Source organism: Okeania sp. SIO2B9 (assembly GCF_010672505.1).
Lineage (GTDB): Bacteria > Cyanobacteriota > Cyanobacteriia > Cyanobacteriales > Microcoleaceae > Okeania > Okeania hirsuta.
Map to the genome: position 1 here is coordinate 1 of NZ_JAAHGK010000132.1, position 9047 is coordinate 9047.

7 protein-coding genes are annotated in these 9047 nt (G+C 34.8%); 2 read left to right on the plus strand and 5 right to left on the minus strand.

Going from position 1 to position 9047, the window contains the following annotated elements; genetic code table 11:
• Window positions 1-318 precede the first annotated feature (318 nt).
• Window positions 319-801, minus strand: coding sequence for a hypothetical protein (locus F6K13_RS07180; RefSeq protein WP_124143531.1), 483 nt, complete (start codon window positions 799-801; stop codon window positions 319-321).
• An 875-nt stretch (window positions 802-1676) separates the two neighbouring features.
• Between F6K13_RS07180 and F6K13_RS07185 the strand changes: the two genes are divergently transcribed.
• Entirely contained in the window at window positions 1677-2903 is a 1227-nt protein-coding gene (locus F6K13_RS07185) for a tetratricopeptide repeat-containing serine protease family protein (RefSeq protein WP_124143530.1), read from the plus strand.
• 943 nt (window positions 2904-3846) lie between these two features.
• Here F6K13_RS07185 and F6K13_RS07190 read toward each other — a convergent pair.
• Window positions 3847-4746, minus strand: a complete 900-nt coding sequence (locus F6K13_RS07190; protein ID WP_287287083.1) for a hypothetical protein — start codon at window positions 4744-4746, stop codon at window positions 3847-3849.
• A 212-nt stretch (window positions 4747-4958) separates the two neighbouring features.
• Here F6K13_RS07190 and F6K13_RS07195 point away from each other — a divergent pair, with 212 nt between their 5' ends.
• Window positions 4959-5255: an acylphosphatase gene (locus F6K13_RS07195; protein WP_124143535.1), complete on the plus strand. Its 297-nt coding sequence runs from the start codon at window positions 4959-4961 to the stop codon at window positions 5253-5255.
• Window positions 5256-5469: 214 nt separating this feature from the next.
• Here F6K13_RS07195 and F6K13_RS07200 read toward each other — a convergent pair whose 3' ends face one another.
• From F6K13_RS07200 to F6K13_RS07210, 3 genes are all read right to left on the minus strand, one after another.
• Window positions 5470-6636 (minus strand): pyridoxal phosphate-dependent aminotransferase, encoded by a 1167-nt coding sequence (locus F6K13_RS07200; RefSeq protein ID WP_287287084.1) that lies wholly within the window; start codon window positions 6634-6636, stop codon window positions 5470-5472.
• A gap of 537 nt (window positions 6637-7173) precedes the next feature.
• Window positions 7174-8403: a damage-control phosphatase ARMT1 family protein gene (locus F6K13_RS07205; RefSeq protein ID WP_287287085.1), complete on the minus strand. Its 1230-nt coding sequence runs from the start codon at window positions 8401-8403 to the stop codon at window positions 7174-7176.
• A gap of 292 nt (window positions 8404-8695) precedes the next feature.
• The coding region (locus tag F6K13_RS07210; protein ID WP_287287087.1) for a hypothetical protein at window positions 8696-9047 on the minus strand (352 nt) is incomplete at its 5' end.

Consider the following 9047-nt stretch of genomic DNA (forward strand, 5'->3'; position numbering starts at 1 on the left):
TGTTTACAACTAAAAACAATAGTTGTAATCAACGCCAATGGCAGGATGATGTTTTTTTTCATTTTTGGTGTTTTTAGATTTTTATAAAATTATGGAATAATAAAGGTGATGTCAACTAAAGTACAACTTTCCTAGAGAGAAGTAAAGATAATAATAATTAACATTAACTGGGCTGCTAATTAGTACAAAGTCATTTGGCCAGTGTTAATTACTTAATAACTGAAGTGTTACCTAAGTATAGCATTTGGCAACATTTAGATAGGCAACAGAAATACTACTTCATAAATTAGACTGTTATTCCAAGATTTAAGTCTATGCTCACATTAGAAAACTAGCTTCAGAACTATATATAGTTTCAAAATTATCATCAGTAACTTGTCTTAAACAGAATGTTAGATCTGCGGCTCCAAAATTAGAGTTAATATCATAGGCAAAATATGCTTCAGATAAATCTAAAAATCCAGAGACAAAAGAAAACTCTTCGCTACTTGCAATTAATCCTAGAAAGTTGCCATTTCTAAATACAGCTTCTCCAAATAATAAATCAGCGTTGCTATAGTCAAAATTTAAAAAACTCAAGTCAAAGTTATCAAGTTTTATAAATTCTATGCCTTTGCCAGTTAATTTCGAGCCATTAAAACTGAAAGACCCGTAATAGTTATTCCCGGTAGCAGGTCCACGATGAGGAGATACCTCAAAATCGTATTTAATAGTATTTGTCTCATTACTTTCACTCATAATGGCACAACCAAGCCTTAGACTTGTGCTGGTAGATCTGAGTTTGTGATTTATATTAGCCATTATTATTTTTCTTGAGGTAATTTTTTAATTTGTTCAGAGATTTTACAAAACAATATTTCTAGGTTTGATATTATCAAAGCCGAAATCAATTTTAGTTGGGCGACATTTATTTATATCTAGTCAATATTCATATTTTTATGATCAACAATAAATTTTAATTTTGGATTAATTTTTTATTAATATTTAGGTCAAAAATATCAATTTTTTGTCAATATTTCAAGTAATATTTGTGGATTTTCTATGCATATTTATTGAGAGATAATGTTTTTTTGTGATGATACATTTTCTTTTTTGGCGTTGCTGAGAGGCGGGATGAATCTTTTTTGAACAGGTAAATCTCATGCTTAATACTTCATACTTCTTTTTTGTCCAAGCATACAATTCATCCCACAAATATGCAACGCCTCTTTTTTAGTTTAGCTAAATTAAAAATAATTGGTATGCAGAGCTATTCTCAGTGTGGTTGTGTATAAAATTTATAGGGACTTTAGAATCAGAGAATAGTGGTCAGAGTTTCAGATTTTATTATCTATTTTTTAATTTTTTACAAATTCTGCATTGATTACTATACTATAGCAATGTGCGCTGGCATATTGACAAATTACAATAACTGTCCAATAGCTATAAGTCTTATATTATCGGTTTTTTATTCCCCCTTCCGGAGCTGTTGCCTGTTGCCTGTTGCCTGCGCACAGCGCTATAAATTGTAGTATGGTAGTCAACATCAATTAGTAGATTTTGCTGATAATCAGTAGTTAAAAAATTAATATTATATACTCTGCTTCAAGATGGAGAACAAATTTCTTTAATTTACGTCATTTGTAGTAAATAGTCATCTAATATTCACTTTGTCTAGATTCTAGGATCATAAAATTATGATTTGGTCTCGTTTTAATTCTCTCAATACTTATTTATTAGGTACTGCTACAGTAGCAGCAATTGTTATTAATATTTCGACAGCAGCAAATGCTAAAACGGCTCAAGAAGTGGCAGAAATTGCCATACCAATTACAGTCCAAATCAATAGTAACTTAGGTGATGGTTCGGGTGTTATTATTGCTAAAAATGGTAATATTTATACTGTCCTTACTGTTAATCATGTAGTAGAAGATTCTACTATTAAATATAGTATTAGAACTAATCTAGAAAAAGACTATTCAGTAGTAGAGGTAGTGAGTTTACAGACAAATGATGAAGAACCCGATTTAGCTATACTTAAATTTGAAACTACAGAAACATATCCAGTAGCGACTTTAGGTAATTCTGAACAATCAGTTATTGGTTCCCAAATATATGTATTTGGTTATCCTGCTACTGGCGGTTTATTTAACACTGAAAGGGCACCAGAATTATCTCCAGGATTAGTAACCAGTCGCCCTAAAAGTCGCCCGGAAGGTTATACTTTGCGTTATCAAGCTGTTACTTGGAGTGGGATGAGTGGTGGTCCAGTATTTGATTCTGATGGTCGCATTATTGGTATTCATGGACAAGGAGAATTTGGTTTTGCTCAAACTAATTCTGGAGATGTAGCGCCAATTAAAACAGGGTTTAATGCTGCGGTTCCTATTAATAGTTTTATCAGAAAATTATCTGATGCTGGTATTAATCCTTCAGACTTAATTTTGGATGATACTCCTACAGTTAGTTCTCCTGTTTCAACAATTAATCCTCAGAGCGCTGAAGGTTTATATTTTAGAGGTATAAGTTATTTGGATCAAGGGGATGCTTGGGAGGCGATCGCTAATTTTAATCGTGCTTTAGAAAAGCAACCTAATAATACCCCAGAAATATATTTTAACATGGGTATCGCCCGGAGTTTGTTAGTTAATCCTCACGAAATAACACGAAATCCGAGTTCAATCAAAGATTATACTAAAGCAATTGAACTGAATCCAGGGTATGCTGATGCCTATTATAATCGTGCTCATGTTTTTTATCAAAATAGTCTTATTTATCAAAAAATGGCAGATATAACCACAGCAAATGAACAACTTCAAAAAGCAATAAAAGACTTAGAAAAAGCAGCAGAACTTTATCAACAAGGTGGTAGGATTCAATCTTACCAAGACACCTTGATGTTTATTAAAAAGTTAAATAATTGAGAGTTAATCAGTAGGGAAATTATCTATATTCATTTAATCTTATCAAAGTTTAATTAGACTCTCAAACAAACATCTTTCGCGCTTCACTACTAAGTGATAGAAGACCTATTCCTAGTTGAGAATTGAGTTATTCTGTATTTTCTCGGTTTTATATCAAATCCGTTTAATTGGACATAAAAAAAATCTTCAATTGTCATAACTACGCTCATCTTTGTAATTCTTTCTTCTCCTGACTCCTGACTCCTGACTCCTGACTCCTCCTAACTTAACCATTCTATGGTTGTTTAACCGGATTTGATATTATATATGTCCGGATGATTAAGTGTAATACCAATTTTATAAATCTTTGCTACAAATAGCTAGGTTATTTCTTAGGAGTCAGGTAGGGGAGCCGTCGGATTGGCGACGTACAGGAGTCAGGAGTCAGAATGAATAGCTTCAATACAATTTATTAGGTCGTAAGTTATCTTTGTCGTCAAAGGAACATCTCCTGTAAAGTCTTTTGATTGATCTGATTATTTGTAACATTCTTTCTTTTTTTAAAATGGTATAATAAAAACATTAATATTATGTCTGGTAGCATCGGTATTGTATAGCAAAGGTAAGGAAAAAGGAAGAAGGAAGAGGGAAGACGGAAGACGGAAGAGGGAAAAGGGAGGAAGACTATTGAGCAAGAAAAAACCGAAATTTCTATTGTAGATATTTACCCTTGGGTTTACACAAACGATACTAACGGACATGATATTACCTCTCAATTTGGAATAAATGTCCCAAATTTCTGCTCCGATAGAGTGTTCGATTTTGAATTTATATCAAATCCACTCGGGTTCGGTATAAAAAAATGTTTCATCACAGCGCTATTGCCGCATCTTTTTTTATCTTCCCATCTCCCCACACTCCCTACACTATTAATCTAATTACACTGATGCTGCCGGATTTGATATTATTGCATAAGTTCTCTAATTTGACTTTCATGCTTAGCTTTAAGAGATTTAATTGTTGCTTGAAGTTCAGTATCATATTTTTGTTTTAATTCCTTGATTTTTTGCTGAAGCTGATTTTGATGTTGAGTAGTTATCGCTCCTATTGCTTCTAAGATAGATTCTTGATGAATTTCTTCTAGTTCTTTGATTTTAACTTGGAGCTTAGTTTGATGTTTTTCTTCTAAATGTTTAATAGTTTCTCTGACTTTTTGTTTATGATACTTCTTCAACCTGAAAATTTCTTGTTGATTTTTTTCTTCTAAATATCTGGTAATTTCTTTAATTTTTTGCTGATGAGTCTCTGATAAATATTGAATATTTTTGTGATATTTTACCTGCAAAAAATTGTTAATTTTTTGTTTTTTAAGTCGATGTTCTTGTTTTAACTCTACTATCTGCTGACAATATTTATCTGTCAATTCTCTAATTTTTTCTTGTGATTTTGCTTCAGCCGATTCTAAATTATGTATATGTTCTGCTTGTATTAATTTAATTTTATCTTGCAATTCTTTGTTGTGTTTATTTAATTGTTTTTCGGAGTTGACTTTTTCTCTCAATTTTTTCTGATATTTTACTTCTAAAGCTTTAATTTCTTCTAAGCTATGTTTGAGTTGTTGTTCAAGTTCTTCTTTTTGTTTAATCCTCTGTTGATAATCTATATTTAATAATTTAATTTCTTCTTGTTGTCCTTGCTCAAGATCATAGATTTGTTCATGGGTTTCTCGTAATTGTTTTTCATAGCTTTTCGCTTGTTTTTTTAACCGCTTTTCAAATAACCAGTAAGCACAACTTATCCCTAGCATAACACTGACAACTGTAACTACTATCAATGATGTTATAAGCATAATTTTAACTACCACTTACTTTCTCTGATGAGTACCCATAAATGACACTCCTAGAAACTGAATTTATTTTGAGTTTGATCGTACCATAAACTATAGATATTTTATATATACAGTACTTACGCAACGGCACTAATTATAGTGGTTTTATCAGCGATAATGACCAAACTATTACTATATGTAGCTTTACTCCGTAAGTCCTGATATAATCAATACAAAATAAAATGACAATGGAAAACCAGTCAACATCTCTCACTCCTACTCGTGCTCATGTTTTTATTTCCGGAAAAGTTCAGGGAGTCGGATATCGATTCTCCACATTAGAAACAGCAGTTAATATAAATGTCCGTGGTTGGGTGAAAAATCTACCTGATGGAAAAGTAGAAGCTGTTTTTGAAGGTAGCAATCAAGCTGTGGAAAAAATTATTAACTGGTGTTATAGAGGCCCTAAATCAGCTATTGTCAATGATGTGACTATAAAATATGAGCAACCCGAAGGACTTCAAAGTTTTGAAATTCACCGTTAAGCTAGGGAAAGAGAAAGAAGAAAAAAATGGAAATAACCATAGATATATAGCAGAAGGAAAAAGGAAGAAGGAACAAGGAGAAATCTGGCACTGAAACAGTGATCAAGTATATTGAAAACCAGACCGGAAAGTAACTACGGGTTAAAACCCGCGTGTCGTTATTCAACCAGGGATTAAAACACCCTGGCTAACTTCCTCCCGCCTGTTTTTCTGTTTAGTTACGCGATTGCACAAACTTTTCCAACCTTGCTATCCCTTTTTCTATAGTTGCTAAGTCAGTAGCGTAAGATATCCTAATGTGGTCATCTGCACCGAAAGCAATACCAGGAATAACAGCGACGTTTTGCTCTGCTAATAAAGCATTACAAAATTCTAGGGAACTGCTAGAAATTTTACTAATATTGACAAACATATAGAAAGCTCCTTCAGGTTTGCTACAAGTAATTCCTGGTATAGCATTCAATAAATCATAAATTACCTGCCGACGTTTAGCAAAAGCTTGACGCATTTTTTCCACACAGTCTTGAGATGACTCCAATGCAGCGATCGCTCCATACTGAGCAAAAGTACAAACATTTGAGGTACTATGACTTTGAATTTTGAGTGTAGCGTTAATCAATTCCATCGGTGCGGCCAAATATCCGATCCGCCAACCTGTCATAGAGTATGCTTTAGCAAATCCACTACTAATAATAGTATTGTTCAAAACATCTGAGTTGACTGCCCCAATACTGAGATGTTGAATATCATCATAAATAATCTTCTCATAAATTTCATCAGAAACTACTAAGATATCTTTTTCTACTATTACTTCTGCTAATGCTTTAACTTCTGCTGGACTATAAACCATCCCAGTTGGATTAGAAGGAGAATTAAGAACGAATAATTTTGTTTTGCTAGTAATAGCTTGGCGTAGTTGCTCTGGTGTAACTTTATAATTCGTCTGGGCATCAGTAGTCAAAATTACTGGCTCTCCACCCATCAGTTTGACCATTTCTGGATAACTTAACCAGTAGGGTGCAGGAATAATTACTTCATCTCCAGGTTCAATCAGTGCCATCATCAGATTAAACAGAGAATGTTTCCCTCCATTAGTGACAATAATATTTTCTGCTTTGTAGTTTAGGCTATTTTCCCTAGATAACTTTTGGGCGATCGCTTCTCTGAGTTTCGGTTCTCCCGCCGCTGGGCCATATTTTGTCTTCCCAGCATCCAGTGCTTTTTGGGCTGCTGCTTTGATATGCTCTGGGGTATCAAAGTCAGGTTCCCCGGCACTAAAACTACATACATCTATTCCCTCAGCTTGCATTGCTTTAGCTTTAGCTGAGATAACTAAGGTTAGGGAAGGTGGTACTTTGCCGACTCTTGCTGCCAGTTTCATTTTTTACTTTTTTTGAGCTACTGAATCTTTCATTTTATATTGGACAGATGATTCGGTTCAACCTAAACTATTGGGAATTGAAGAAGGAGACAGGAGACAGGAGACAGGAGACAGGAGGGAAATTACTTATGGATAGTCTTCGACAAGCCGCTCCGCATCTACCCTCCCCCAAGTAATTTTGAAAACGACCGTTGACGGTGGGGTATTAAATCCACAAATAAAATGATAATCACATTCAAACTTATCAATTTATAGCGCTAGGGAATAGCAAACTGTAAAAGGGTTTTAGAGGATATCTGAAAAGTTTTTTGATACTGAATTTTGCCCCCCGAGCAAGCCAACTTTGGGGGGAACAAGAGTCAATTTGCTTGCTCTAGTCCCCCAATTTTCGGGGATTTAGGGGGCGAGTGATGTAGCAAATAGGACTTCTCAGACAACCTCTTAGGATTATATAATCAGTGATAAAAAAAACTTTATCCCTTTTAACCTTTTCTTCCCTTCTGCCTTCTGCCTTCTGTTTTCTGCCTTCTGTCTTCCTTAAGGCATAACAAACTGAATCACACCCCACTGACCATTTGTTAACCACAAAGGATCTTCTTCATTTAATATTTCGATTTGACCGGGCTCTAAGCTAGTTGCTACTTCTGACTTTAAAGTACGCAAAGCTACAAATGGTGTAGGAAAATAATAAGCAATATCTGACAAAGGGGTAGTAAATAACCAGTGGCGATCGCCCAAGATACGGCGATAGTTAGCATCACCTTTAATCAAAACCAGACTGGCCTGAGCTAATTCCTCTCTCACAGACTCTGGCATTTCCCAAAAAGCTAGTGGCGCATTCCAAAAAAAGTCTTCTCGGCAAATTAAACGACCAGTACTAATATATTCTTGTAAGCGAGTTGCCAACATTTGTAAATTTTCTGAGACATCATTAGCTAAGATTTCTAGAGTGTAAAAGACATCTTGACTCATAGCATCAGAGACAAAAGTTGGATGTGCTTTCAAATGCAAATAAACAATATTGGCAGTTTGAGTAGATAAAAGGAAATCTATCAGGAAAAAATCGCAAACTAACTCAAAACCTGCATTATCTATAATTAAATCTATCCGTTGCCCCTGAATATGACTTAAATAGTCGATTAAATTGTAAGTATCATCTACTAATATGTGAGATTGTTGTTGTTGAAGGTCTCTAGTAGTCCGGTCTTCTGTTTCAACTGGCCATAAACTCAAATCGGCTTGATTTCCCCACAAAGCAGTTTGTAACAGAGCTGTGAGACAAATTTGATAACTCTGTTGTTTTGGTAGAGCAGTATTTAAACCATTGATGCGATCGCCTATTTCACGGATAGCAGCCATTGATTTTTCTAAACTTAAGCGTTTTTGGTAACCAAAAGGGTCTACTCCTTGCCAAATTCCAGGTACAAAATAATCCGTTGCCTCCAACAAACGTCGGAAAAAATAAGCTTCAGCAAAATAAAACGGTAAATCAAACCAACTTCTGCCTTCAAAAGACTCTAAGTAGGATGTCCAAGCTGCTACATCTGCTCCTTGGTCATCGATCGGTAGTCGCACCCATCCTTCAAATAAATCTACAGTTAGAGTCTCTAACTGTTGGACAATAGTTGGAGGAAAATTATTGTCTTTGATAACTCGTTCGATGACACCTGGTAGTCTACAGACCATTGTGTAATTAGCAAAGGTATTGTCTTCTGAAGGCATCACAGGTAAAGGCAATAGTAAGTCACTGGTTTCAAATTCAGTCATATATTTACAGGGAGTAGGGAGTAGGGAATAGGCAGTAGGATGAGCAAGCAACTTCCTCCGCCACCCCCTCCACCAAAACCACTAATAAACAAGTCTGAACCTAGCAATAAGGGACATAAACCTGCGCAGGATTAGACTCCTATCAAATGGGATTGTCAGCTTTAGCGTACAATTTCGTTCTATTACTACTACCCGTCACAAAACTGTACAACGCTGCACCTGGTAACGCGAACCTTGTATTTCTGCCAAGTTCGTTACTTTTATTAACAAATATTCTTTAATCCGCGTTAACTTATTTAGCTTCTCTAAATTCAACATTGTTAGTACTTCCGTAAAAAGTTTGACTTATTTGCCCTTTATTAGTGGCTATCCCAATCGTGTTGCCCTGAACGTTATATTTGTTATTTACAAAATTAGGTTCATGATCGCTGATGTTTGTCTCATTTTTTGAATTAATTTTTGGCTCAAGAGTAGACAAGCACTTTTCTACTGATGAACGAGTGCTATCATCATCTATGTCTATACGTAAAATAGGTTCACCTAATTCATCCCAGGCTAAACCAATACCACCGACTCCATCTATATTTTCGATAAGTTTTTTTACCTGTTGTTTTAGTTTTCTCAGAGATTGATATGACATAATT